Origin of the sequence: Christensenella timonensis (assembly GCF_900087015.1) — a bacterium.
Lineage (GTDB): Bacteria > Bacillota > Clostridia > Christensenellales > Christensenellaceae > Christensenella > Christensenella timonensis.
Window position 1 is genome coordinate 2,266,744 of the sequence record NZ_FLKP01000002.1, and the last position, 24,740, is coordinate 2,291,483.

A 24,740-nucleotide genomic window follows, 5' to 3' on the forward strand; every position below is an offset into this window, starting at 1 on the left:
ATGAAATGTAAAAATCCACCGGCATTTGCTTAGTGGATTTTTACATTTTGAGACCAGATATCCCCATTTGTTGTTGACGTACCACCATAATGGTGGTATTATTAAGATGCAAGATAAAGAAAAGGTCAACTAATCGGCCCGTAAGATAATTGGCGGGAGAAGGAGTTGCAAAATGCCAAGAATTTATAAAACTTTTTATAGCGTAGAATACAGAATATGGGGCAATGATTTCCCATCGACGCAATGGTTTGACAATAAGGAAGATGCCAAAGCCTTTAGTAATCAGGACTATCATGACGATCCCATTCCCCATAGAGCAAGCAAAACGGAGAGAGTCGCGGATTATGAGAATAAATGTGCGGAGACAAGATTCTTCTTGGAAAATGAAAGTGCTCGCCAGTGAAAGGAAGAAGATATGAAATTTCAGTTGTATAGCAAGCTGTATCAGGAAGCACTCACTTATGACGACGTTGATATGTATATCGGCGAAAGAGGGTGGCAGGAGTGGATGGATGACTATGGAGAGGATAACGTACAGCAAATAACAAGCATCCTGAAATCAATATTTAATTTAGCGCACAGCACCATCAAAGAAATGCGAGAGACTCATAAACTTGGAAGGGCGGAGTTTTGTCGCAGATACTTCAAAAAGCTGCGTACAGTTGAGAATTGGGATGCTGGAATAGTGGACACGCCCGAAGATCAAAAAATGATGATTGGGTACAGCTTTTTTATTGAGGATATGCAGAGAAATATATAGACTGATATGATATACGGAGCAATCTATTATGGCGGTGTTTACATCATATGCTCTCGGAATTTTATGGGCGACGTGCAGTAATACAGGCGAAAAATATTTATTAACTAATCAAGATCCTTATTTCGCCAACTTCATACAAAAAATCAATGGTGGTAAAATTTACACACTAACGCACTGTCGCAACGGAACAAAATTATATTGCCTGAGAATAAAAAAATCACTGGAGTCGGAAATAGAGGAAAGCGGATATACCGGCAGAAAGAATACTGACAGGGCAATTCCGCGTGTAGATAATAATGCGGATTTTGTTCGAGCCTATATCCAGTGCCATTCTTCCCTTGGACTAAGGCCATGCAAGACACGCCGTGGTGAGAAAATCAAAACTCCACGATTGCGCCTACATGGTGCATGGATGCTTATGGAATGGATGAGTGAAGTTATCGCCAAAACGGTTGGCGTCGGCGTTAAAAAAGTACAGAAGCACAGCAACAGCGAAATGGGCATATTGCACTACCAATCCTGTGTGGAAATTATAAAAATTTGCGAATGGGTTCTGTCTGAATCACATTCGCAAGCGTTTGAGGCAGCCGTATATTTAACTTTTCAAAATAAAAAAGGGCCGTCCAAAAAGGGACAGCCCTCTTGACGTTAAATAACAATTTTTTTGCTTGATCCCATATTCTGAAATTTAATTGCCTGCTTTTCCTTCGGCTCGCTTGGAATAAATTCATCTGGCTAACTCGTCTGCTATTTGGATCGTCTCATCCGCGTGTTCGCCAGTCCTTTCCAGTTTATCTAATTTATCCTTCACCGATGTTTTCTCTTTGATGATGCCGGACAGATCCGAAATATAATACTGACCAATATCCCAATCAAAATTCGCATGACATTGTACGCCATTGTATTCAGCCAAATAGTCGTTTTCCCCTATTATCCTGATGAGCTTCGCATTTCCCATTTTACCATGCAATGATTGGATACATGCTCGTGTTTCACATATAAATGAATCACTCTTTTCTTCCATATTTTCCTGCCTTTCCATTTTGTTTATCCTTTGCATATGCTGAACTATGTTTTTCACGATCAGTTTTTCAGAATCCCGTGAATAGGTTCCGTAATATAGCCTATTGCCTTTCAGCAGATTTATGATCTCCCTGTCTTTTTCCAGACTCTCTTTTTCGGTGTGGATCCTGCCTGCCTGCTCGAACTGCCTATCCTTTGGGCGCTCAATAAACAGGTTAAAATTGCAATAGGAGTTATACGCCTTGAATGCTTCCCGTTTTAAATCCTCGCTCGGATATTTTTGGTAAATCAATCCAAGGATCACCGGCGAATCTGTGACTGCTACATCCACCTTCCCCTGAACGCATTTAAGCCGCCTGTTTTGTTCTTCCAATATCCGCAGTTGATGTGCAAAGCTGCCGTCCAAGAGGTCAAAGCGTTCAGCCCAAACAAGCTCTTTCGCGTATTCTGGAATATATTCGGTCAGAATACCGCCTGTTTTCAGGAGCTTTGCGATCTCCCAGGCTGCGGCGGTTTTTCCCGCGCCAGGACCGCCGAAAAGATTTACAACCAATGTTTTCATTTCCTGATTATCTCCTTCTTACACATACGGCCTGCCGTACATAAACGGCGTTCCCTGTACGGATACTTCTCGGTATACGACGCCGCCTGCCGAGGGTGCGGCTTCTATCATCATTCCGTCACCAACGTAAATAGCGACGTGTCCAATCGCCATAAACCGCTTTTTTACCCTGCTGCTGTTTGGATAAGACCAGAAAATAAGGTCGCCTGCCTGTAACTGGCTCTCGTCGATCACCTTCTCATTATCCACGCAATATTTTGCCTGGTCTGCCGCAGTTGCGGGAAGCTCGATCCCAGCTTGCGCATATGCCCATTGCGTTAAACCGGAACAGTCAATATAGTTTCCCTGTCCGCGCAATTCCATGCTGTAAGGATCCCCTATCCTCGTAAACGCGGCTTCCACAATATCCCCGCCAAGCGTTCCTTTTGGGAGGTTCTTCACAATATCAGATATATTCCCAATTTCGGCGTCCGTCATTCCAAAGTAATCCACTCCCAATTTGCGCCACAAAGGGGCATTCTCGCTGCTCACAAGAAATTTGACCATTTCCTTTTGTTCTTCTGTCAGGTCATACTCATCAAGCATCTGTATATACCGCAGGTTCGTCACATTGAGTTCAGCGTGCATACCTGCCTGCACCGTAGGCGAAGTGGAAGCAAGAACACGGGTACTGCGCTGTGCGTCTGTTGTAGCAGTAGCTTCCGGTTCTTCTGTCCAAATATTTACTGTGATTGGGTTCATTTTGAAATACAAGTCCCGTATCTCCTGAATATCCGCATCGCTGAACCCAATCGGCGCGTTGCTGCTGTCATTTGAGATGACAGCGTAGAGCGCAAGGCAATCCACCCAATTATCTACCCTGCCCCCTTCATCGCCAATATCCGCGCCATAGCTGACGTCAACGGTATACCCCTGAGCCTCATATTCCTGCCGTTTTGCCGCAAGCTCTCCAAACCATTCGTTCCCTACCTGTTCCACAATACTTTTTACCTTATTCGGATTTTCCTCATTATCCGAGAAAAATATCCCCGGTGGAGATGATGAGACCGCGATCATGATGTTCGCAACGATAAATACCAAAAGTACGGCGATCAAGATTGGCAACCCGATAAAGGGTATCTTTGCCACAAAGGATATCCCGCCGCGCACGGTGTTCGCACCGCTTTTCGCAATTTTCTTCGCCGTCTTTTTCGCTGTGTTCTTTGCAGTCTTGACCGCCGCTTTTTGCGTTTCCCTCCTGACAGCCCTTTTTGCCTGCTCCCTACGAACGATTGCTGCGGTTTTTCCTGTGTTCGGCGTATGGGAAGGTGTTTTTGGAGACACAGCAACAGTTTCTTTACTGCTGCCATGTGCTTTGCCAATTTGCCGGGACAATATATCCCGCGCCATTCCGCCTACAGTATTTGCCGCTGCTTTTGTATCTTCCGAAAGCTCTTTCCCCACTGCCTGCTCGGGCGCCAAATCGTAATGCTCCATCGCCATTTTTTTCTTCACAAGGCCGAGGGCGGCCTGCGTATTACGCAAGCCGCCCTTTACCATGCCTTGGGGCCGCATCTTTTGTAGTTCTTCTTCGCGGTTCATGACACTTGGGGAAAGCTGTATATTCCGCGCATGTTTCGCATGGATACCGCGCACGATACGTTTTGCCTGTTCCTGCTTATCCTGCAAATGTATCCACCTCCTCGATCTTGGTTGTCATTGCCTGGTAGAGCTTCGTATCCTTGTCAAACCTGCCGTCAAAGGGTACGACAACCGAGCCGCACCGCATCAACCCGCAGCCTGCTTCCGCGTTTGATAGATAGTCCATTTGCCGTTCGGACAGGTTCAGTAATTCGCCAAGGGCGTTCCGGTCTGATTCGGCTTGCTTGAACAGCATAAGGAATTCCGAATTGGAAATCATATCCCTGCCATATTCAGATTGGATCAGCGATGAAATATTTTGGCTGATCGAACAAATACCGCATCCATATTTTCGCATCCTGCGATACAGGGCGTCCGCCGCTTTTCCTGTATATTCCTGGCGGTACATCCACCAAAATTCGTCAATGTATACCCATGTACGTTTACCGAGCGAACGGTTTAGCGCCACGCGGTTTTGGATCGCGTCCAGTACGATCAGCATTGCAAGCGGTTTCAGCTTTTCCCCAAGGTCGCGGATATCGTAGCAAAGAAGCCGGGATTTCGTATCTACATTGGTCTGCTGCGCAAACATATTGAGCGAACCCAAGACGTACAGTTCCAGACAGGCAGCGAGATCCTGCGCCTCATCCTCCGGCTGCTTTTTAATCAGTTCATACAGGTCCTTTAGCGTAACCTGCTTTTTCCTGCGCCCATTTGCTACGTTTGTCAGCAATCGGCGCGAACACCTGTCTATGATCGTCTGCTGTTTTGGGCTGATGTAGTCTTTGCCAATCGCCATTTCGATCAGCGTCAAAATGAACTCGCACTTGATCGCTACCGGATCATCGCCCTTTTCCACATACTGCATCATATCCAGTGCGTTTATGCGCATTTTTGAACCTGCCGAGAGGTGGATAAACTCTCCTTTCAGCAGTCTCACAAGCGGAAACGCTTCACGTTCCGGATCCAAAATAATCACATCGTCCTCTGTCGTTTTCAGGATCAGGTTAATCACTTCGTTCTTGTAACACATGGATTTTCCGCTCCCCGTGCTGCCAAGATACACGGAATGGGGCGAATTGTTCTTTCTTTTGTCCGCAACAATCAAGTGCTTGGTCATCATGTTCTGCCCGTAGCATATTCCGCCTTTGTCCCATATTTCCTGCGATACGAAGGGCATCAGGGTTGCCGCATTTTCTGTCGTAAGGGTACGCAGCGAATCCATATACCAAAGTCCATAGGGAAGAACCGTATTAAGCCCCTGCTCCTGTCGGTACATGGCGGTCTGGAACCGGCACATATATCCCTGTCCAACCGCAATGAGGGCTTCCGTGTCGTTATCCAGTTCACGCAGCGAATCAGCCATATGGAAAAGGTTGACCTGCGCCCATACGATCCGTTGGTCGTATTCCCGGATCAGCCTGATGATCTCCGTAAGCCCGTTGCGCTTTTCCTCCAGACGGGGCGGGACCGTGGCGTTGTAGTTGCCCTGCTCGTTCGCTTTTTTCGTGGAGCTGCCAATTTCCGTTTCCACGGAAAGCAATTTCCTTTGTACCTGCTGCAAGGAATCCTCCCGGGATTTCGAGATCATATCGATGGAAAGCATCATTTCTTTCGGCAGGTTCATGAGTTCGGTAATAAGCGTATCCCGCAAATACGCGGGGTATTCGCCCAAAAACAGGACGCGTCCGTACCGTTTCCCGATTTTAAAATAGTTGCTGTGAAATTCCATACCGTCCGGCGCAATATAATCCCTCACATTATGTCCCCGTTTTTCGATCAACTCCCGGTCTATATGGAATTGCATTTCCTCTCCCGCGCGGAAAAAATCATAAAAGATTTTCAGGCGGTCCTCTGTACCCACGCGTTCAAAGTTGCTGCCCACCTTGGAAAGCGCGCCTTTGAGGGTGCTTTCCATACGTGTGAACCACGGCTGCGCATCCTCGGCTTTCTTCCTTTGCGTCGTGACCGTGATATATTTCTCCTGCACAATATTGTTTGTTCCTTCCGTCGCGCGCCGCCGGTTTATGCTGTTTATTTCCTCGCGGTATTCATCGAACCCATCGCTTTTGAGCGGCAAAAACATATCCCCATGCAGCGTCGCCTCATTGACCTTTTTGTTTACGAGCGTTATCTTCATCAGCTCGTCGATATCAAAGGACTTTAGAAGCTCCTGGTATCCCGCAAAGATGTATTTCTGTTCCTCCGGTGACGCCGCCTGGTAGTTTACATCCAGAAACCGTCCGGTCATCGAAAAAGTGCCGTTGTGTTCAAAAATACCGTTCTTATGAACGGCCTTGATCGGAATACTTTTTTGTACGGATTTCGGTCTTTTATATACGGGCTTACTCTGCTTTGGTTTCCACTGTGCCATGTGTTTTCTTCTCCTTCTTTTGAGTGTCGTTTTCCGAGATTGCTTCATACAACCTGTTCTCCGAGATGTACCACCGCTTCCTGAAGGACAGCAGTTCGCTCTCCAGCCAGATCATAAGAAATTGTTCAAGCCGCATTTTATGTGGCCGCGCAAAGGCAAACAGGAAGCACGGGAGGCCAAGCCCTATCGCCAAATAGCTTGCGGCCTGCAAAGGCAGGTATTTTGTCACTGTCGTATAGGACAGAATGATAATAATGATCCCTATGATGCTGAGGGCAAGCTGCCTCCCGTTCATCCCCGCAAGTATGTTTTCCTTATATTCGGATATATCTGTAATCACTGTAGTTTCCATATTTTCCTCCTCATACGCCGAGCATTTCCCTGATGAACCTGTTTGCCGACATGACAACAACCACCAGCATCACCGATTGCAGCATGATCTGGAACAGGTAGTTGATAAGGGTATTCCAATAGGTAAAGTTTGGGTTGACGTTTCCTGCTTCCCATGATGGGAAAATGAAAGCGCTGTTTGACGCCATTGCTGTAAATATGACGATGGCAAGCGCGATCACACAGATTTCAAGGCAAACCGCCGCATAAGCCTTGAGGAAATGCTTTCCGGTCTGGCTCGTTTCGGGGCTGCCGAGCGTCGAGAGCGGAACCGGGGCAAGGCAGCTATAGATGAACAAACGGAAAAACCGCAGGTAGGTACAGACCACAAGGCATATACCCGCTGCCCACATGATGACGTTGCCTACAACCGCAAGCAGTCCCATTGGAATACTTTGGAATATTGCTCCTAACCGTTCCCACCAACTCGCGTTTATCATCTGCTGCGCCGCTTCGACTACCTCCGGGGATATTCTCGCAAACTCAAAATCTGTTGCGTTTTGGAAAATGGTATCGTTGATTCCCATTGACACATTGATCGAAAAATTCAAAACCTGTATTCCGTAGTCGATCACGAATTTCACGATCAAAAAGCGCGCGATCCAGCCAATCACCTGTTGGATGGAAAGGTCTTTGAAATTGCTTGTGGTCTTGAAAAAGGTCATCAGGAAAAACAGGACAAGAAGCCCATAGCCAATTCCCTGTATTCCCGTATTGATCTTTACCACCACATCCCATATCGCCCCGCCTGCGTAATCGGCGGGGGCCATCATAAGCAGGTCCTTCACATCCCCAAAACAGTTGTTCAGGAAAGTAAGTCCCATTTGGATCGTCCAAAGTACGCTATACTCCAATTACCCCGCCCCCTTTCTTTGTTGGCGCGGTCATACCGATACTCCAATCGCCTGCAGCACGAACTTGATTCCGACCATAATTGCGCCGCCCGCTAGGAACAGGATCGCATTGGTACGCTGTGAAGCGTCCTGTGATTTCAGCGCAAGCGCGAGCTGCACACCGCCCCATATAAGGGCAATGACGCCCACGACGGTCACGATTGAAAGGATGAAATCCACAAGGTTGTTCATCGCTTCAAGTGGGTCCATCCCCTGTTGAATATCTACTGCAAACGCTGTTTGGGCAAAAAAAATGATGGTCAGCATAACGACCACCATAACAACAATCTTTAAGTTTTTTCTTCTTTTCATGCCGTTTTCTCCTATTCAGTTTTCAAGGTGCGACTGCCATCAGGCAGCTTTGTTTCGATCCCGCCTGTAATAATACGGCGGGGCGCCGCCCTGCTGTGCAAGGCGGATGTTCGGGTGCTTCATCAGGTCGTATTTCCTGTCGATTATGGGTTTTTCATTTGCGATCAGGACGATACAATCTCTGCGGTCAAGCTCCCTTATCTCACCGGGCGTCATAAGCTCGCGCCCCGTGATATTGATATTGGTATTCAGGTTGTTCGCGGATTTCCCAAATGTGTCGTAGCGGATCGTAGCCTTTGATAGTTCCTCGGCTACATACTTATGGGTGCTCTGTTCGTTTCCTCCAAGGTAGAGCATCACGTCACAACATCCTGTGATGTTCTCCCATGTGTCCTTGAACAATCCTTTGAGCTGCGCTATGTTTTGAATCACGATATTCATACTGAAATTCCTGCTGCGGCACGTTGAAAGTACCTTTTGTCCGCCGTCGTTCGACTGCCCGGAGGAAATCGAGATATTGGCGTACTCATCTAAAATGAACCGCACATGGCGGGCAAGCCGTCCGTCCGGCCTGCTGTCCGCAATGTACTCAAGCTCCTGAAACATCTGTGTATAGAGCATACTGGCAAGCCAGTCAAAGGACGGATCGCAGTCTGAGGTAATGCAGAATAGCGCAATCTTTTTTTCCGCGAGGTCACTGAAATGCAGTTCATCCTCCGAAGTCAGGTCAATAACTTCCTCGATCCCAAAGAGGGAAAGCGACACACCCGCCATGACAAGGATCGATTTCGCCGTTTTTCCCGCCGCAAGCTTGTACATATCATATTGACGGCAGGCAATGTGGTTTGGGTTCTTGTGCTTCAATTCCTCAAACAGCATATCCAACGGGCTTTTATGGTTCTCATCCTTTTCACGTACCTCCGCATACCGCAGCATTTCAGCCATCATCGCAAAATTCTGTTCGTTGCTCGGCGCTTCGTACCATAGGTAGAACATAAGGGCTTGAAGCAGCGCGATTTGTGCTTTTTCCCAAAAGGGATCAGAACTGTGCGCATCCTTCGGTGTGGTGTTCTGTATGAAATTCGTTATAAGGGAAATAACGTCGCTGTCCTTTCGTAAGTACCGGAATGGATTGTACCGCATGGAGTTTTTCATATCTATGAGGTTTAACACCCTAACCTCATATCCCATTTTTTCAAGGGCATGGCCCGTACTCCGCAGCGCTTCCCCCTTCGGATCGGAGCAAACGTAGCTTAAATTGGGGGTGCTCGAGACCAATCCCGGTATACAAAATCCCCGTCCTTTCCCGTTTCCGCTCCCGCCCACCACTAAAATATTGAGATTGTGTTGGTGGCGGTACATATCCAATCCAATAGAAAGGTTTTGTGACAGGATGATATTTTCATCCTGAACATATTTGCGCTGCAATTCCCTGAGATTGGCAAACCCCGCGCTGCCATGCTCTTTGCCGTGCATATACAGACCGGCGCGAAAAAGGTAGTTTGACAGCAATACAAGCCATATAACGACCACCACAACTACAAAAGCCGCCGTATGCCCGGCGGCTTTGAAGTAGAATATATTTGCGGCGTTCACCATGAAATTTTGTTTGAACTGTTCAAATGTGATCCCTATCTCATAGCTCATAGCGAGCTTCACGGCGAACCACAACATCCCGCCGAGCAGCACGCCCCACATGATGACCGACGATTTCAGCGTCTTTTTGTCCATCACAGTGTCATCACGTCCATCTCTTTTGTGATCGGAATCATTTCCTTGAGTTCTTTTTTCTTCTCCGCAATATCTTTCAGGACGCTCAACCTGTCTGAGAACAGCTTGCCCGTTTTCTCCACTGGTATTTCATCAAGCTGCGGAAAATCCATGTTCGCGGTATCAAGGCCATACTTGACGGACAGGGCATAGGTAACGCTGTCCGCGCGGAACGAATTATCTTCCCGCGAGTATTTCACCCCCTGCTCCTTAAAACACCGCCCATAGATCGCTTCACGCTGCAACGCCTGGAATTCCTGCTCCGGCGTAAGCCCTTCTTTCAGCAATATCTTTTTTGATTCCGGTGAAAACAAAGCGTCCTGCCCTAGTGTTTCGGAAACCTCCACCGGATATTTTTTCTTGAACCGTTCGTTTACTTCGATAAGCGTTTCCGGCGAGAGTTTTTCAAAATATGCCCCAAATCCTACAGCCTTACCGGACGTGTCCTGTACGTCGTAAACAACCGCATCCACAAATTCCGTTTTCCCATTTTTCTTTTCCGGTCTCTTGATAACGATCTCATCCGCATTTTCCACGATTTCCCGGCCAATCGCCCGCCAACGGGTTTTGGACATGACCATCGTGGCGTCAGGCTTTGTTTCGTAGATGATGTTTTTGTTTTTGCTTGAAAAATCGTATAACACAGCCTGCATCTCAAGATATGCTTTCCAGTTGTCCGGCGTATACGCATCACTGTTGTTTCGGTTGATCTCTCCAATGGTTTCCTGAATCGTCTCGATATCCATATCGCTGATCTTGCAGTTTGATGGGGCAGGCTCCGGCGCATCGAGGATTGCCGCATTGCGCTCCAGCTTTTCCTTCGTGCTGTCGCGCACCTCCGTTACCGTTGCTTCCGCCATTTGATTACTGTCTACGGTGACGCCGATACGTTTAGCGATCTGGTTGAATTTTGCTAAATCCCTTGTGGGGAACATGATATCCACCGCATTCTGCTCCGGGTTATCTACGGCTGCATAGATAAGGCTATACTCCTTGATATGGCTCAAAAATTCTTCCATCCGTTCCTTTGGTATGCTGCCGATCATCACGGGTTCGCCCATACGCAGTATCTTTTTCAGGGATGTTTCCCCCCTGTATATTTTGCGCTTTTTTAACGCTGCGGCAAGGAACACCATAATCTTTCCCGCGCCGCGCCCCATTTGCATGACGATTTCCGTTCCCTGGAATATAAATCTGGCCGCTTCTCCTTCCATTTTCAAACCTCCTTTTAGCGTTCCGGCTCAATGTCCCGCTCTTTTTCGCGATTTTCCAACTCTTGTATCTTTTCTTTCGCCCACTCCGGCATCTTTTCAGGATCGATGATTCCCTCAAAGTCATACCGTTCAAATCGTTCTGTCTGACCGTCAAGTAGGTTCTCTCCATATACTGCCGTCCCCCTGGCATTTGGGGAACATCCAAAGCCGCTTGTTGCTTTGATGATCTGATATTGGGCCGCGCGGTATTCCGGCAAAAGGCTGTCCGCTTTCAAAAGTACATACTCCCCTTTATAATCCAAATCCTGACTTTCAGGAATACATATATCTGCGCTTAGAGAACCTTCTTCAATACCATTTTCTTTACGGAACGCAAGTATATCCGCGATTCTCTCTTTGATTCTATCCGCAAATTTTTGATATGCTTCAAGATATGTCGCATAGCTTTCCATATTTCCATATTCCGGTAAATCCGAAATGTGCCTGCGTTCCAATACCATAAACGGTTCTGCTTTCCCCGGCAATTCTGCAAGCAGGATATGCCTGTCACCAACAGCTACAGTTTCATGCGTGGTGTATTTATTTTTATCCTCAATTTTTATTTCAAACTTCATAATATTCTCCTTTGCAATTTTTTCTTGGCTTAATTGCGTTTTTAAATGTCAAAGTATAATTGACCGTGGGGAGTTCTCGGAATTTTTCCAAGCCACCAAAGATAAACCCCTTCCGGTGACGACCAATTCTCCTTTGTCAAGTCATCCTTTCCGTTTTGCTTTCTCGCCTTGAGCATACGTTCAAAGGCTTTCAGGTAAAGTTCTTTGTATTTTGGATATTGCTCCAGTTCCTGTTCCTGCCTGGTTGACATAGGGCAGCCGATACAGCCGAGCCGCTTATATCCTTCGTCGTATAGTCCACAATACGGAATATTCTCTGCACGAATGAACTCCCATACGTCGGCGTCCGTCCAATCGACGATGGGGTTCAAAATCGTCTTTGAGGTTCGGTAGCACATCTCAACCATGCGCCGTGCTTCGTCGTTATCATCATTCAGCACCAGCCCACGGTTCTTCTTGCTGCCCGTCATTTCTGTGATAACGCCATGCCCCTTTTTTCGGTTCAGGCTTTCATCCCACCTGACGCCGGTAACTGTAAGCCGTCCTTGCCCGCCTGATTCTTTCAATTTCTCGCAGCAATACCGGACTAAACGGGTAGGCGGTATCATCTTTCTCGGTATCAGGTTCCACATGGTAATGGGGCCGCTTCCGTCCTTATAGTGCGGGATATCCATTCTGACCTCCGGTATCGCTTTGATGAATCGTACCAACTCCGGAGGATCGACAGATGTAACATTGTAATGAACCTCATGCTTTACCCTCGCCATCTCCGCAAGACGTTTGATGACGCAGGAATCCTTCCCGCCCGAAAACGCGAGCCAGTATCCTTCCTCCGGCTCGAACGCCTGATACCTTTTGATCGCTTCTTTAACCTTGTTTTTTTCCCAAATAACGTATTTTCGATCAGCATATATACCTCCAAAAAGCCAAAAAAAAAGGCGGCAGACTGTTCCGGTTCACCGATCCGGTTCGTCTGCCGCTAATTGTTCTTTATCCTGCTTTACAGGCAGGATATGTTTATTGTTATCCTTGGGTGGAATCCTTTTCAGTTTTCTGTATCACCTCATCTCTATTATTTGTGAAGAATGCCTTGGTTCCACAACGATACTTGTTCTGTTTCTTCCCTGATCCTCTTATTCGCCAATTTCACGCTTTGGGGGTTCAGTTCAATCCCCAAATAATTGCGTCCATGATTGAATGCCACAAACGCGGTTGTTCCAGATCCTAAGAATGGATCGAGAACCGTTCCACCAACCGGGCAGGACGCTAATATACATTGCCTGGCTAGTTCAGGCGGGAAGGTAGCAAAATGCTCACCGCCAAACGGTTGAGTCGCAATAGTCCACACGGAACGCTTATTGCGCAGCATGTTTGGTTCGCCGCTTTCAGATTGGATACAATATTTTGGAGCAGATGCCTTCATGTTGCCGTTGGTTTTTCCGGGGACTCTCATACTCCCTGTTTGTCGGTCAATGTCTTGGCGTAACCGCATATACGAACTGTTTGCTATAGGTTCGGCAATCGCTTCCGCATCAAAGTAATATCTTCGTGATTTTGATAGCAGGAATACCGTTTCATGGGCTTTAGTGCACCTGTCCCTGACGCTCTCCGGCATCGGATTTACCTTATACCATATGATTTCTTGCCGCAAGTAAAAGCCAGCGTCACGCAAAGCAAAAGCCAGCATCCACGGAATACCAATTAAATCCTTCGGTTTACAGCTTTCGACGCCGGTTGTGGGGGCGATATTCCCGATCACAGTACCCATATTGGTACCTTGCTTGTAGTTGTGGACAGTCTCGTTGCGCGTTCCATCCTTGTTCCTTCCCTGATGACTTCCCGCATAGCTATCTCCTATGACAATCCATAGCGTACCATCGTCACGAAGTGTTCTTTTCACCTCACTGAATACCTTAACAAGATTTTGGATATATTCTTTCGGCGTTCGCTCCTTTCCTATCTGGCCCTTTATCCCGTAATCGCGCAGGTTGTAATATGGCGGGGAAGTAACACAGGAATTGATGCAATTCGAGGGCAGAGATTTCAGTACCGTATATGCGTCTCCCTGTAATACTCTGTTCAGTTCAAGCATTTCAATCACAATTCTATTTCATCGTCTGACCGGGTTTGCTGATCTTGCCGCGCCATAATTCCGTCCGTTGCCTGCACTTTTAATTCATGTTCGCACGATCCCCGTTCAAGATTTCGTTCAAACTGCACAAATAGCCGTACCGCTTCTTCTCCCTTAATAACCAGTCGAAAATTTTTTGTTTTGGACAAGAGTTCTATATTTTCCCTGATATTTTCAAGCAATCCTTTTCGCAATTCAGGATCCAGCAGACTTTCGTGAATTGTGGATAATTCCACTTTTTTGATACAATCCGCTATCCCCGCTTCCGAAAGGCAATTCTCATAAAACTTTGTCACACTCTCGGACAACATATTAATATCCGGGTACTGAATTTTAAAGTCATTCAGTGTCCGGTATATGCGTATGCTTTCCACTTGTTCCTTTGGTATCGCTTTGTATATCTCCTTTTTGAGCGCTTCATCCGAATAATTCTTTCCTTTAAAAAATGTATATCCTTTCGGCAAAGAAGATTTAACCTCGACCTTGACATAACATGCGTCCGGGTACTTTTTAATGTCCTTCTTGAATTGCCTTTCATCCTCATAAAAATCATATAGATCGCCGATGAACCATTCATTCAATATCGGATCATGAAAATCACGGGTAGCGCAGCATTGATCGAAATTCTTTGAAATGAACCACTCCACATAAGGCGGTGCGCCCATTCCGGCCTCATGTACCTCGCATATCCGCTTTCCCTCGTAATATATACTGGCGTTATACCCTCCACCATCCGGTGTGTTAAAAGTTTTTACGCCCTTCATTGCATATCCGTTTATGTCCATATGTCATTCTCCCTTCTACTAAAGCCTAAAGTTCAGGTTCATCAGGTGTTTGAATGCCCTCATCCATGCTAAAATCCAGCGTTTTCAAATCCTGTAATAGTAAAAAACCTGTTGCCTGATACATATCGTCTAAATCTGACAGAAGCACTTCCATACTTTCGATCAGGTTTTTGCGTAGTACAGGATTTCTAATCTCTTTCTCTGTCTTGGCAATCAGATCATCCTCTGTTTCACCATATTCCTTTTCCGCCGCAACTTCATAGGGATCAACTTCATTGTAAAAATCAAATATGCGCTGCGCGAAACTCTCAATTTCCTGGTTAATATCACCCTGACCACCTTTTGATTTGTGATTATCATATTCCTCTTTTTCATTATCTATGTCCATATAAACCTCCCTAAAGCATTGATCGTTCCGATTTACCGTACCGGTCCGTCTGCCGTTTTATCCTGTTGCTTCTGCTGCTCCGCAGTCAGAAGATTCCTTTTCATTTCCTTTGCGCACCTGACCACTTCCTCAAGGCTCCGCTTTGCCCGTTTGAGCCGTGAGATTTCTTCCCTGTTTCGGGTAACTGCGCCTAGTATTATGATCCGCGTTTCCCTGATTGCGTTCAGGTTGTTTTCATACCCATTTTTCATAATCACCTCCTTTGCATTTTGCAGCATAACCCGCCGTTCTTCATCCAATTTGTCAGGGATCGCACTGTACCGCTCGTAGATACTGTGTGCGTCAAAAAGGAGTTTAAATTTTTTCTGTGCGCCCCGCAAGCGGTATTTTTCGGCCTGTAGCTGCTTTAGCTGTGCGTTGACTTGTTCCAGCGTGCTTACCACCTCAGATATTTTTGTGAAGTTATTTTGCGCAACAAAAAGAAATTGACGCTTATAGTAATAAAACTTCCTGTATTCGCTGACAGGAATACGGGCCTCGCGTGGATTCTGACGTATTTTCCCAAGTAAATACAGGTAATACAGATATAGTGCTTCAATGCCCGTAAGTTTCCTTCGCGGGAACCGTTTTCTGACATAATATTTCCGGGCAGCCTGCGGCGCTCTTTTTCGTTCCCGGTGGTATATTCGTGCGTTCAGTTCATCCGTCGAATATCCGAGGGTTTCAAGGCGCATAGCCTTTCGTGCGTCCGGTGCCTTGATCTTCGGGTGCATGACCGACGCATCGACCTCATATCCCAAATCCTCGAGCCGAATATATAATTCCTCCAAAGAAAAAGACTTGCCAATGCAAGTCTCGATATCGTCAATGACGATCCCGCGTAGAGTACGGCCCCCGGAATGCCGCCGCAGGTATTCCTCGTATGTCATATTTTTTCCGTCTGTATACTCGATCACCGACAAACCATTCTCGCGGCAAAGCTCGTCGCTGATTCCCCGCAGCTTGCGATAGAAATCCCCACGGCTGATATGGAATTTCTTTCCCGTCACGCAGGATACAGAATTTACGATGATGTGATTGTGCAAATGTTTGTGATCGAGATGTGTTCCAATTACTACTTCAAATTCGCCAAGCCAACGCTGCGCATATTGCTTGCCGATCTCATGCGCAAGCTCCGGTGTGACCTCGCCGGGTAAAAAAGATTGGATGATATGATAGGCAACGCGCCCGTCCTCTTTCCCAAATTTCTTTTTGGTTGCCGTCATAGCTTTGGCCGCTGTTTCGGGGCAGCAATTTATTGCACTGACATAACGCGCTCCATCTACCGTTTTTTCCTCATTGCCTGCATACTCCGTTAAAGTCTCAAGCGTCTTTGTCACATTCGCTGCATAGTTGATCGTGTCTGTCAGATGCCCCAAATTCCTGATATTGATTATTTTTGTATATGCCACCCATCTTGTCACTCCCTTCAAAAGCATACAAAAAAGAGCGCCTGTCATTGCGCCCTTAAAAACAATATGCCGAACGTCTATTCTTATACTTCGGTTTTTATATACTCATCGATGAATTCCATGATTTCCGGAACCCTGTTTTTTGCCACATTCCATATTGCGCCTATATCCAGAGCCTGATATATGAAGCAATATATCCTTACATCTGTTCATATATGATTTTTCCTTCCTCCAATACCGCCTTTGCAAAAGAATCATTTCTAAGGCTTTCGTAGGTAATGATATCTACCGGAATATGCAAGGCGTCCTCGATATCCTGTTTCAATCCGACCATATCCAGTAAATCATATTGCTTCCCAAAAGAAACGACTAAATCAAGGTCGCTGTTTTTTGTTTCTTCATTACGGGCAACCGAACCAAATACTGCCGCTTTTTTAATTCCATATTGGTGAAAGAATGGGATAATAGTTTTAATATCGATATTCGTCATTTTATCACCTTCCTGTGTTTATTATACCCTGAAACACTTGCGCTTATCAACCTGTTTGCTGTCATAGCTGTCTTAGCTTTTCATCATACAACCGCTTGATCTCGTCAAAATATTGTTCGATGCGCCTGATGCTGTGGGCAGGTATTTTCTTATCCGAGTTTGCAATGTGGGCGATCTGGTTCACATTCGAGCCAATTTTATTGAGTTCCGCATAGATACTGCCGATCACCTTCCTGTCGATCACCACAACACGTTCATCCGTCAAACAACATTTGCGGATATATGCCGCCATAGATAATCCCGTCCTTCGCGCGGCTCTTTTAAGCTGTAGGTATTCATTTGTAGTTAATCGTGTTTCTGCTTTTATCCTGCGCTTTAGCACTTTCTCACCACCTTGATTTAACGTAATTAAGCGGCGCAGCCGCTTGGGGTTTTAGGGGCGCAGCCCCTAACAAGCTGCAAAATGCCTGCATTTTGCGATGCTTGCGAGGGATGCGAGGGTAGGGCTTCGCGGGAATTCCATCTTGAAAAAGGTAACTTTCCCGCATCCGGCCTGCTACAGCATCAGCTCCCACCGCTGCTTATTGCATACTGGAGCCGTCGTTTGCCGCGGGCGGCTTGGACAATCCCATGAATGGAAGCATCACACCTGCCAATAGTCCGTTTGCCGTGCAAATGCTCACTTTTTGTCAGCTCCATATTTCAGCCGATAATCCTTTAGAAGCTGCTCCATGTAAGCAAGCGGCTTTTGTACGTCCCTTCGCGCCGTTTCCTCGATTGCTTCAAACACCTCATCGTAGCCGTAGCTTTCAATGAACCCATTCAGCCGGATGCGCTGCGCAAGATTCGGTTTATAAAAGAGATCCGCGAAGTGCTCATATACGTGCTTTGGTAAATAGTATTCGGAAATCTCCCGTGCGCGCGCTTCTTCATCTTCTTCAATATTCTCTTTCTCTTGATCTATCTCTAACTCTATCTCTGTGTCACTCACCGTTACATCTGCGTCACCTTGCGTCACAAGCGCGTCACTTTGTGACAAAAGCCTTTTTTGTGCCTGTATCTCACGGTGTTTTCTCATTCGTGCCGCCGACGCGCTTTCCGATCCGATCATGTGCTGCAATGCAGCCATGTAAAAGGTATCGTTGTCCCATTGCTCTACAAGCCCCATTTTGAGGAACGCCGTAATCGAAAGCGCAACTACCGCTTCCGGTTCGTCAAGGTATAAGGCGAGTTCTTCCGTTGCCGTCGGCAGGATTTTTTCATACTTTATCATCCCCTCATCCCGCAGGCTTTTCAGCAGCATTTTCAGGTAGACTATGACAATGCTGTCCCCCTGCGGGAGTTTCCGTAAATACCGGACGCTCTTTTCATCAAAAAAATCTTCTTTCAGCTTTAGCCAGAAAAAGCGTTTGGCTTCCGTTTTTGGATTCCCCATTTCCACCTCATTTTTCCGCAACAAAAAAGCGCCCATCTCTGAACGCTTCCTGTTGCTATCCACTTTAGTTTATCCGTATCACAACTCTAAATCCTCATGATCCCGATGGCTGCCGCCACCCGATTCTCCGCTATTTTTCTGCAATTTCCCTTTGACGGAAGATTTCACCGCCGCATGGTCGCGCTTCTTTTTCAAGCTGAGTTCCTTGACTTTCGCGGCTGATTCCTGCAATGCGTCGCAAATCAGGTAAATCATCAGGCTTTTATCGCCTTTCGTATCAAACTCTCGAAATGCCTGCCTGTATTTTGACGTATGGCTGATCGCTGCCGGAAGGATCTCATTGTTCATCAGCATTTGATTCAGGACGATACGCCCTGTCCTTCCGTTTCCGTCCATAAACGGATGAATTCGCTCAAACTCAATGTGGTACTCTGCCACCCGTTCGATCACTTCCGCAAAATCCCCGCTATGGCAATCTTCGATCTTCTTCATATGCGCCTGCATCAATTCCGGCACGTTTTCATATTTAGGCGGGTAATATACTGCGCGGGCAGGATTGCCGACAAATACATTTTCCTGCCTGTATTCCCCATATGTACCACAAATGATACCGTCGATCTTTTTGATCCATTCCTCGGAGATCCTGACGCCCTTCGGTGACATTTCTTTGATCGCCCTGAACAGGTTTTTGGCGTCCTGGTATTCGCTGAATTTATGTCCTGCCGATACCTCGTCAAAATCCACAACCGCTATGGTTTCGTCAAGGGAAAGCGTATTCCCTTCAATGCTGTTCGAGGACCAACAAAAACGGTATTGAAACCCTTTATAGAAGGCATCCCAAACAAGGAAATCCTTTTTGATCTCCCGCACCGAATCCAGTTTCTTTTTGGTCTCCGCTATTTTCTTTTGTATATCACCTATAATCGCCATTTCTTATTGCTCCCTTTGCATGGATTATACCACAACTGACGTTTACGTTTCTACTCCGCATTATTAACTTTGAATATTCGGAATATCTTTATTGTATTGGTTGATGGTTCCGTTGCCAAGCAGATACAAGCTTTTGGCATTCTTCCTTCGTGCGGCGGGAAAGCAACAATAGCCAAAAGCTCCCGTCCTCGCGTTTCCAGATTCGGCGGGAATACGCACGGTCATTTTTATAATACCGTTCATATTCACCTTCGTTCAGCACGCGCCAAAGCCTGTAGCTGCCATTTTTCGCTTTTGAAATTTTATATCCCATCGTAATATCCTCCAATCAGTCCTCAAAAAAATAACAGTGCTTTCTTTTGCACTGTTTTCTATACCGAGAATAAAACCGACACATCCGGCATCCACGTTCTTTTTCTGTTAATACGGCTATCCTGTAATGGCGCGGTATCTCTCCAGCGATCCGCTCGATTTCGCGTCCGCCTTTTATCGTAAAATACATTTCTGCCACCCCTAACGTTCCACAACATCATTGTTCTTATGTTTGGGGGCATATGTTACCGTTTTAGGGATTTTCGCTTTTTCCGCTTTGTCCTTGATATACCTGATCTGTTTCTGTGGTTTATCGCTGCTGTAACCATCCAGTTTATCCCTGATCGATATTTTTTGCGGTGCTTCGTTTTGGCTTATCATTTTCTCCATTTGGAATGTGACCGCTACAAATGGTTCATGCGTATCTTTATCCATTCCTGCCGCAATATTTAACAGATCTTTCATCTGCTGCGGTTTGAGTTTTGGATTGGCAATCTTTTCAAAAACCCACGGGCTTACGGCTTCCGAGTCTGCCGTAAGCATTGCCGCCCTTTGCTCAAAATCCAGTTTTTCAAAAATCCTGCATATCTCGCAGGCCCGGATCATTTGCTCCCTTGTGAGTTTTCCTTTCAGGTATTGTCCAACCGTGTAATGGATGAGGTCGCTGTCTACCCCTTCGACAAAATACCGATAGGTGCAGCAGGAATGGTAATCGTGCTTACCGGATTTTATCGCTTCATCAGCGCAGGTCTCCGCCAAATTCAAATTATATGTTTCCTCGATCCACCTTCCCATCAGCTCCATTTTCTCAACGCTGTATCCCATTTTTACATACTGTCCGACAGGCAGGTCCTTTGCTTCCCCATAGTTCACAAGCCTTACGATTCTGTTCATTTCATCCGCAGATAATTTCGGTCTTGCAATGATATGGACATATTGTGGCGGTACGCCGCCCGTAATCACATCTTCAACGACTTTTCGCTGCTCCCTGTTAAAGTTATTAAGGTCAATCATTTCCATCCCTCCAGTAAATTAGAAAAGCGGCGCATCTACTGAGCGCCGCTCCTTCAACCCATCTATTCAGTCCACAAGGGATACCCCGTAGACGATTCCGTATTCAATTTCCTTTTCATCCTCTATGCCCCATGCCGTACCATATTTTGCTTTTAAAAGCTGTGATGCCTCCTTTCCTGCATCAAGGCTTCCAATGATGTATGGCTGCGATGGGCAATACCAGCCGCTACTGTTTGCAAGGCTGTTCCATGCGGAAGTGTCCGGCGTTTCAAACCCAAACGCAATATATTTCTTTGTCTCCAGCCAATTCATATTCCTCCATTCATCATCCGTAAATTCTCTTTCATCCACTACCTCTGGAGCATTGCCTTTTTCAGTAATAGAATCAACGGAAAACATAAGCGGATATTTCCCCGTATTCCTGAATACAAGCGGCGCGGCTGAAAAAGCCTTATTTCCGCTTGTGTCGGATGTAAAGTTGACAGGCTGGTTCGGATTCAATGTAAAGGATACCTGCGCGGGAACAAGGGCTGATATGATCCGAGGGTTCACCGTCAGGGTAGCGGCAGCAGAAGTGACCTGTCCCGCAGCCGTAGATACGACGCAGCGGTATCTGGTTCCGCTGTCCGCATCCTTTACCGCCATTGCGGTATAGGTATTTCCTGTTGCCCCTGAAATATTTTCCCATGTTGTCCCATTTTTGGATTTTTGCCATTGGTAGGCTGATATACTACCATATGCCGAAACGCTAAATACTGCGTTTTCACCATAGTCGGCAGTTTGATTCTGCGGCTGCGTTCCGATCCCGCTGACGCTTAATGTTGCTTCCTGCGATGTAACTGACGCGCCTCCGTAATAACTGGCGTTTGACGCTACCAAACGGAACCGCGCCTGATGATCTGCTTTGCCTGCCGTGATCCGGTAGGTTGCCGCCGTCGCTCCGGCAATGTTTACCCACGTCGAACCATTAAATCGCTGCCACTGGTAGGTGCAGGCAGGATTGGATGACGCCGTGGCAGACAATGTGACTGCATTTCCGCTTATGGTATTCATATTTTGGGGATTTTTGGTTATGGTGGGTGGAATTGCTCGAACCGTTACCGTCGTAGGATTGGATACATTATATCCGTTGTTATTGCTTACAATACACCGCCATTGATAGATTCCCAAATCACTCGCGTCCGGCGTGAAAGTAGCTGTCGGGTTCCACGGTAAGCCGCCCCATGCTCTGTCAATCCACGTTCCGTTAATATTCTTTTGCCACCTGACGGATGTTGATGTCGGATCGCAATCAACAATACTTGCCGTGCGTCCCTGCCACTCAAGCGTCAATGCCTGCCCTATCGTGCCCGCTTTTGCTGTAGGCGTCAGTTTTTCATTTCCCAAATATGGGCCATATGCGATATATATCTTAAATCCTCCTACAAAACTCCCGTCTACATAGCAATCCGCGTACCAATCGCCATATACGTTCCCATAGTTAAAAGCATAAAGATTATAGCTGTAGATATGCCCATATTCGTTATATCCTTCATAATTTGCTTCTACCCAATTCGGCGATCCGCCAGCAGGCCATACAGCCCACTGCACCGTTGCCCCGTCTGAAACTGCCGTCCATAATGTTGCCCCACGCTGCACCCCGCCCGTTTCACTGATCGTATGGTTATTGTGCGGATAATAGTGGAGACCATTGACGGAAGCAGATAGCGGCATAATTCCTATTTCCAAAACCTCCGGTGATTCTGCCTCATCCTTTGGTTCCGGCATTTGAATTTGAGTTGATTCTGGCGTTTCTGTCGGTTCCGGCGTTTCTAACGTCTCCTGCGTAGGTTCGAGTATCGTTATCGGTTCATTCGTAGGCTCAGGTTCCGGCATTACCGTTGTTTCCGCCGTTTCTTTACTTATTGGTGCTTCACTTGATTCCGGCTCAGCCGCCATACCGGACATCAGAAGCAATGCACAAAAAAGCAGAATAACGGCAATGATTTTTCTTGCTATCTTCATCACTTTTTCCTCTCTCATCCGAAAGGGGCGTTAATACGCCCCTGGATCCTGTTACTCCGCTATGGAAACTCCATACGCCACTTCGTAGATAATTGTCGATGTTGATGGATATCCCCATGACATCCCATATTTTGCTTTAAGGCTTGCCTTTACTGTCGAATGCCCAACTGCATCCCCCAGCGGTAAAGCGGTTGCTGGCGAAAACCATGCGTCCTCGTTATCTACTGCCTGCCACTCGTCATAAGAAGGTAAGGTAAAACCAAAGGCAATATTACCATTAGTCTTTGTCCGGTTAAGGTCTTGCCACTCATCATCAGAAAAAGCGTCAGCTTCCACTATTTCCGGCGCATCACCGGATGCCGCCATTGACGAAACCGAAAAAGTAAGCGGGGCATTACATTCGTTTGTAAAGCTGAATTCTGCTGTTGTAAAGGCCTTATTTTCATCCTGTGATGTATTTGTTTCGTAGAACGCAGGTTTATTCGGATCAATCTCAAATACAACGATTGTCGGAACAACCGCAGAAATCATCAAGGGTTGTACCGTCCCTACAATCGTCGCACCTGTTGAAGCCGTTTTTTGTTCTCCTGCCGCGCCTTGCACGATCACTCCTTCATCCGCAGCAAAGGCCGTTCCCGTAAATGCGATACAAAAGGCCACAACCAATATGAATGTTGTCAAAATCCTATATTTTCTTTTCATGTATTTTCTCCTTCGTATTATCAGTCGGCATCGCCAACTGTGAGCGTGATGAATGCGTATCCTTTTCCAACATACTGCAGCTCGCCACCGGATGAATAACCCTTGAAAACAGCGACTGCTTTATGTGCGCCTGATCCAATATCTTTTGTAAGGTACCCGTACCCATCAAGAACCTCGCCATCCTCGTCTAAACATTCTATGTGCGAAGCAGGCGGCAATAGGGTTTCTGTAGAATAGACGAGGTTATCCGATTTCACGTCTTGCGCCTCATCGAAGCTGTCCATATTCACATCCTCGTCAAGCAAATATACCTCGACCAAAAGATTTTTGTCGCTGCCGGATGGATTTTCAATGCACAAGTTCACGGGCTGACCGCTCGCCGCACAGTGCGGTGAAGCGTTGATATTCACCGGAATGCTCATCTTCATCATCATCTGTTCCATTTCCTCTACCGTCTTTGAATCCTTCAGGATAAGATCGCCGTTCGACTTTTGGACGCCTAATATTTCTTTCACCGGCTCCTGCAGTCCACAGCAATGCAAAAGCAGGATCAGTATGATAACCGCCGCTATAAGAATTGCAAATAGTATTTTCTTTCGTTTTTTGTTATTCATAGATTTATCTCCTACAATTCAGGTTCATTTTCTTCCATCGGCATCTCACGGGGTATGGGAATTGCTACTGCATCATTTCTTATTACGCTAATTTTGCCGCCGATTTTTATAAATTGTTCAGGGCATTGAAAAAGCTTGCTGTATTTAGCTGCATATTCGCTGTTCAGTGAAATGAAATCTTCATCTCCAAGCCCTACCACAAGAAAATCCCCCGCAATAATATCTGCCATTTCTCCAACTTCGTTGTAGATCGCTCGATTCAGGGGCAAACCATTGATTTTTCCTTCTTCATTGCAGATAATCCCAACATAGTCATCAAAGGGATATGTCGCTTCTATATATCCCCCAACTTCATGCTGCAAGGATTCAAGGCTATCTTCGATTTCAATCATATGAGGGGTTTTCATCGGTTCGATCTTCAATACATTTATTTTTCCCATTGTTCTCTCCCTTCAAAAAAAGGGGCGCCATACTTCGCGCCCCTTACCGATTCATTTATTCCTCTTGCAACAATTCAACCAGTTCCGAATAAAAGTCACTGATTCGTTTTAAAGCCCCTTTTGCTTCATAGAACATTATTTCCGAATCGTGGTTCCTGATCCAATGAATCGCATCATAGGCAAGTAAGGGATTCAGGTCAAGCGCCCATGTGCCGCATTCCGGTTTTGGAAGCTGTACCCACACTTCCGACGCCCATTCCTTGATCTCGTCCGGATAAATAATCCCGTTCTCGATCTGGAGCCTCGCAGTGAGCGCGAGCATATCCCGCATATATCCAATTTCATGTTTTTGCGTAATGAGGTCAAGTATAAGCTCCAAATACCCCTTTTTCCACGCGTGCTCCAGATATGCCCCTTCCATCTCCCGCTTACATCTCCTGATTGCAGGTATATCCTGCTGTGATCCAGTTTGTATTTCCTGTTCTTGCAACTTTTTTCCAAACATACAATTT

28 protein-coding genes are annotated in these 24,740 nt (G+C 46.4%); 3 read left to right on the top strand and 25 right to left on the bottom strand.

Annotation, left to right across the window (positions count from 1 at the left end):
* Positions 1-172 precede the first annotated feature (172 nt).
* The 3 genes from BN6471_RS12180 to BN6471_RS12190 are packed head-to-tail and all read left to right on the top strand — an operon-like array spanning position 173 to position 1,406.
* Positions 173-403, top strand: coding sequence for a hypothetical protein (locus BN6471_RS12180; protein WP_066649546.1), 231 nt, complete (start codon positions 173-175; stop codon positions 401-403).
* Positions 404-415: 12 nt separating this feature from the next.
* A complete protein-coding gene (locus tag BN6471_RS12185) occupies positions 416-760 on the top strand; it encodes a hypothetical protein (RefSeq protein WP_066649548.1) in 345 nt (114 codons plus the stop codon).
* Positions 761-788: 28 nt separating this feature from the next.
* Positions 789-1,406: a hypothetical protein gene (locus tag BN6471_RS12190; RefSeq protein WP_066649550.1), complete on the top strand. Its 618-nt coding sequence runs from the start codon at positions 789-791 to the stop codon at positions 1,404-1,406.
* A gap of 81 nt (positions 1,407-1,487) precedes the next feature.
* Here the strand turns inward: BN6471_RS12190 and BN6471_RS12195 are convergent, their stop codons facing one another.
* The 25 genes from BN6471_RS12195 to BN6471_RS12320 form a co-directional block, all read right to left on the bottom strand.
* On the bottom strand, positions 1,488-2,345 hold the full coding sequence (locus BN6471_RS12195) for an AAA family ATPase (RefSeq protein WP_066649552.1): 858 nt from the start codon (positions 2,343-2,345) through the stop codon (positions 1,488-1,490).
* A gap of 18 nt (positions 2,346-2,363) precedes the next feature.
* Positions 2,364-4,013: a C40 family peptidase gene (locus BN6471_RS13250; protein WP_066649557.1), complete on the bottom strand. Its 1,650-nt coding sequence runs from the start codon at positions 4,011-4,013 to the stop codon at positions 2,364-2,366.
* Entirely contained in the window at positions 4,003-6,339 is a 2,337-nt protein-coding gene (locus tag BN6471_RS12205) for a VirB4-like conjugal transfer ATPase, CD1110 family (RefSeq protein ID WP_066649559.1), read from the bottom strand. The genes BN6471_RS13250 and BN6471_RS12205 overlap by 11 nt, the downstream gene beginning before the upstream one ends.
* A complete protein-coding gene (locus BN6471_RS12210; RefSeq protein ID WP_066649561.1) occupies positions 6,311-6,691 on the bottom strand; it encodes a PrgI family protein in 381 nt (126 codons plus the stop codon). Before BN6471_RS12210 ends, BN6471_RS12205 begins: the two co-directional genes overlap by 29 nt.
* Positions 6,692-6,701: 10 nt before the next feature.
* Positions 6,702-7,583: a hypothetical protein gene (locus tag BN6471_RS12215; RefSeq protein ID WP_066649563.1), complete on the bottom strand. Its 882-nt coding sequence runs from the start codon at positions 7,581-7,583 to the stop codon at positions 6,702-6,704.
* Between the two features lie 30 nt (positions 7,584-7,613).
* Entirely contained in the window at positions 7,614-7,934 is a 321-nt protein-coding gene (locus tag BN6471_RS12220) for a TrbC/VirB2 family protein (RefSeq protein WP_066649564.1), read from the bottom strand.
* Positions 7,935-7,973: 39 nt separating this feature from the next.
* Positions 7,974-9,665, bottom strand: coding sequence for a VirD4-like conjugal transfer protein, CD1115 family (locus tag BN6471_RS12225; RefSeq protein WP_082903480.1), 1,692 nt, complete (start codon positions 9,663-9,665; stop codon positions 7,974-7,976).
* Positions 9,665-10,918, bottom strand: coding sequence for a DUF3801 domain-containing protein (locus BN6471_RS12230; RefSeq protein WP_066649566.1), 1,254 nt, complete (start codon positions 10,916-10,918; stop codon positions 9,665-9,667). The genes BN6471_RS12225 and BN6471_RS12230 overlap by 1 nt, the downstream gene beginning before the upstream one ends.
* A gap of 14 nt (positions 10,919-10,932) precedes the next feature.
* Positions 10,933-11,532: a hypothetical protein gene (locus BN6471_RS12235; protein ID WP_066649569.1), complete on the bottom strand. Its 600-nt coding sequence runs from the start codon at positions 11,530-11,532 to the stop codon at positions 10,933-10,935.
* Between the two features lie 41 nt (positions 11,533-11,573).
* Positions 11,574-12,299, bottom strand: coding sequence for a phosphoadenosine phosphosulfate reductase family protein (locus tag BN6471_RS12240; protein WP_242861863.1), 726 nt, complete (start codon positions 12,297-12,299; stop codon positions 11,574-11,576).
* A 305-nt stretch (positions 12,300-12,604) separates the two neighbouring features.
* Positions 12,605-13,624, bottom strand: a complete 1,020-nt coding sequence (locus BN6471_RS12250; RefSeq protein ID WP_066650151.1) for a DNA-methyltransferase — start codon at positions 13,622-13,624, stop codon at positions 12,605-12,607.
* 5 nt (positions 13,625-13,629) lie between these two features.
* Positions 13,630-14,427, bottom strand: coding sequence for a hypothetical protein (locus BN6471_RS12255; protein ID WP_147554037.1), 798 nt, complete (start codon positions 14,425-14,427; stop codon positions 13,630-13,632).
* A gap of 46 nt (positions 14,428-14,473) precedes the next feature.
* A complete protein-coding gene (locus BN6471_RS12260) occupies positions 14,474-14,836 on the bottom strand; it encodes a hypothetical protein (protein WP_066649583.1) in 363 nt (120 codons plus the stop codon).
* 32 nt (positions 14,837-14,868) lie between these two features.
* The gene (locus tag BN6471_RS12265; protein WP_162270210.1) at positions 14,869-16,287 is read right to left on the bottom strand and encodes a relaxase/mobilization nuclease domain-containing protein; all 1,419 of its coding nucleotides are present in this window, start codon (positions 16,285-16,287) and stop codon (positions 14,869-14,871) included.
* A gap of 199 nt (positions 16,288-16,486) precedes the next feature.
* A complete protein-coding gene (locus tag BN6471_RS12270) occupies positions 16,487-16,777 on the bottom strand; it encodes a nucleotidyltransferase family protein (RefSeq protein WP_066649586.1) in 291 nt (96 codons plus the stop codon).
* A 61-nt stretch (positions 16,778-16,838) separates the two neighbouring features.
* Positions 16,839-17,159 (bottom strand): plasmid mobilization protein, encoded by a 321-nt coding sequence (locus BN6471_RS12275; protein ID WP_407919469.1) that lies wholly within the window; start codon positions 17,157-17,159, stop codon positions 16,839-16,841.
* Positions 17,160-17,456: 297 nt separating this feature from the next.
* Positions 17,457-18,212 carry a phage replisome organizer N-terminal domain-containing protein gene (locus BN6471_RS12280; protein WP_162270211.1) on the bottom strand — a complete coding sequence of 252 codons (756 nt, stop codon included), beginning with the start codon at positions 18,210-18,212 and terminating at the stop codon, positions 17,457-17,459.
* 78 nt (positions 18,213-18,290) lie between these two features.
* Complete coding sequence (locus BN6471_RS12285; RefSeq protein ID WP_066649594.1) at positions 18,291-19,142, bottom strand: Fic family protein; 852 nt, start codon at positions 19,140-19,142, stop codon at positions 18,291-18,293.
* An 88-nt stretch (positions 19,143-19,230) separates the two neighbouring features.
* The gene (locus BN6471_RS12290; protein ID WP_066649597.1) at positions 19,231-19,455 is read right to left on the bottom strand and encodes a hypothetical protein; all 225 of its coding nucleotides are present in this window, start codon (positions 19,453-19,455) and stop codon (positions 19,231-19,233) included.
* A gap of 200 nt (positions 19,456-19,655) precedes the next feature.
* Positions 19,656-20,468 carry a hypothetical protein gene (locus tag BN6471_RS12295; protein ID WP_066649600.1) on the bottom strand — a complete coding sequence of 271 codons (813 nt, stop codon included), beginning with the start codon at positions 20,466-20,468 and terminating at the stop codon, positions 19,656-19,658.
* A gap of 66 nt (positions 20,469-20,534) precedes the next feature.
* Complete coding sequence (locus BN6471_RS12300) at positions 20,535-22,472, bottom strand: immunoglobulin domain-containing protein (RefSeq protein ID WP_066649603.1); 1,938 nt, start codon at positions 22,470-22,472, stop codon at positions 20,535-20,537.
* A 51-nt stretch (positions 22,473-22,523) separates the two neighbouring features.
* Positions 22,524-23,174 (bottom strand): hypothetical protein, encoded by a 651-nt coding sequence (locus tag BN6471_RS12305; RefSeq protein ID WP_066649604.1) that lies wholly within the window; start codon positions 23,172-23,174, stop codon positions 22,524-22,526.
* Between the two features lie 20 nt (positions 23,175-23,194).
* A complete protein-coding gene (locus tag BN6471_RS12310) occupies positions 23,195-23,788 on the bottom strand; it encodes a hypothetical protein (RefSeq protein WP_066649605.1) in 594 nt (197 codons plus the stop codon).
* A gap of 11 nt (positions 23,789-23,799) precedes the next feature.
* On the bottom strand, positions 23,800-24,228 hold the full coding sequence (locus BN6471_RS12315) for a DUF3846 domain-containing protein (protein WP_066649607.1): 429 nt from the start codon (positions 24,226-24,228) through the stop codon (positions 23,800-23,802).
* 55 nt (positions 24,229-24,283) lie between these two features.
* The gene (locus tag BN6471_RS12320; RefSeq protein WP_066649609.1) at positions 24,284-24,733 is read right to left on the bottom strand and encodes a hypothetical protein; all 450 of its coding nucleotides are present in this window, start codon (positions 24,731-24,733) and stop codon (positions 24,284-24,286) included.
* Between the last annotated feature and the right edge of the window lie 7 nt (positions 24,734-24,740).